The following is a 1,411-nucleotide window of genomic DNA, read 5'->3' as shown; positions in this document are numbered from 1 at the left end:
TTTTTTTGTATACTAGAGTAAGCACCGGAGGGGATTACAACATGTCTAAGAATTTCTTTAGCGAACAGGACCGTAAGATATTATCAACGAATAGATACGTGATCAAGATTAGCGTGAAAGCAATAACCTATGCTGACGAATTTAAACAGTTATTCATCGAGCAGTACATGGCGGGTAAAACCCCTCGGGAAATCTTTGAATCCAATGGTTTTGATGTAAACATTATTGGAAACCATCGTCTAAAAGCATGCGCTAAGCGGTGGAAGAAAGCATATGGAGAAGACGGGATTATTGGATTAGCCGACTCCCGTAAGGAGGCTTCTGGACGTACACTGAAGCGTGATCTAACGCAGGATGAAGTTATCGCAAGACAGGAAGCAAGAATTAAACTCCTTGAGTCTCAGGTGGAATTGTTAAAAAAGCTAGACTCGAAAGAAAGGTTGCTGGTAAACGGAAAGAATCTAAGCAAAAATAAATTATTTGAGCTGATTAAAGAGACGGTTGATCAGGGTTTAGGACGTATGACGCGTTACCTCTGCGATTTACTTCATGTATCCCGCTCGGGCTACTATAATTACTTACAAGCCTCAGATACCCGTAAAGAGCGGTCTCTTTCGGATGCCAAAGCTGGTGAACTGGTTAAGAAAGCATTTAATAGGAAGGGCTTTAAAAAGGGTTCTCGTTCCATTAAGATGACGCTTGAGAACGAGTTTGGCGTGATCTACAACCTGAAGAGAATTCGCAGGCTTATGAAGAAGTTTGACCTCGTCTGTCCACATCGAAAACCCAATCCCTACAAACGCATGGCCAAGGCGACACAAGAACATCGAACGCTTCCCAACAGCTTAGAGAGGGATTTCAGAAAAGGTGTTCCTGGGCTTGCCTTGCTCACGGACATCACCTATCTCCCTTATGGCCGCTTAGAGACGGCTTATTTGTCGACCGTACTAGATGCCTCAACAGGAGAGATCCTCTCTTACAACCTTTCCAATCGACTTACACTGGACATTGCTACAGACACGATTGACTCTCTCGTAAAGCAACGACGGCTAAAGCTGCACAAGGATGCATTTATCCATTCAGATCAAGGGAGCCATTATACAAGCCCCAAATACCAAGAACTTTTAAAGCAAAAAGGGTTAGGGCAATCCATGTCTAGACGAGGGAATTGCTGGGACAATGCGCCACAGGAGTCGTTTTTTGGCCACATGAAGGACCATGTTGACCATCGTAATTGTTCATCATTAGGAGAACTACAACAAGAGATTGACCGTTATATTCACTACTACAACAATAATCGGTATCAGTGGGGATTAAAAAAGATGACTCCTGTGCAATACAGGAACCATCTTTTGTTAACCGCCTAGATGCTAGGCTTTTTTCAAGTGTCCTTGACAAAGGGTCCAGATCA

General features: G+C 43.3%; 1 protein-coding gene. It reads left to right on the top strand.

Annotated elements, in window-relative coordinates:
* The first annotated feature begins 41 nt into the window (after nt 1–41).
* The gene (locus tag DQG23_RS41595) at nt 42–1,367 is read left to right on the top strand and encodes an IS3 family transposase (RefSeq protein ID WP_113036952.1); all 1,326 of its coding nucleotides are present in this window, start codon (nt 42–44) and stop codon (nt 1,365–1,367) included.
* Nucleotides 1,368–1,411: the final 44 nt, after the last annotated feature.

Source organism: Paenibacillus contaminans (assembly GCF_003285015.1).
Classification (GTDB): Bacteria; Bacillota; Bacilli; order Paenibacillales; family NBRC-103111; genus Paenibacillus_V; species Paenibacillus_V contaminans.
This window is presented reverse-complemented; position numbering and strand designations above follow the sequence as displayed.